This window comes from Burkholderia sp. SIMBA_051 (assembly GCF_046534915.1).
GTDB lineage: Bacteria > Pseudomonadota > Gammaproteobacteria > Burkholderiales > Burkholderiaceae > Burkholderia > Burkholderia ambifaria.
In genome coordinates, this window is record NZ_JAWRXS010000983.1 from 1 (window position 1) to 231 (window position 231).

A 231-nucleotide genomic window follows, 5' to 3' on the forward strand; every position below is an offset into this window, starting at 1 on the left:
CTGCCGCCACTCGATTCTCATCAGGGACACCATGCCGAATTCCGCCACGCTGCCCCGCTCCGATCTGACGCGCCGGATCGTCGCCGATCTCGCGCGCGCGGTTTGGCGCTACCGCAACCAGACCGTCGCGGCCGTCGTGCTGATGGTGACGGCGAAACTCGCCATCGTGCTGATGCCGCTCGCGCTCAAGCGGGTGGTCGACGACCTCGGGCATCCGGCGGCGCAGGCGCT

1 protein-coding gene is annotated in these 231 nt (G+C 69.3%); it reads left to right on the top strand.

Annotated elements, in window-relative coordinates; genetic code table 11:
• Window positions 1-31 precede the first annotated feature (31 nt).
• On the top strand, window positions 32-231 hold a 200-nt coding region (locus SB771_RS37430; protein WP_410722336.1), incomplete at its 3' end, for a hypothetical protein.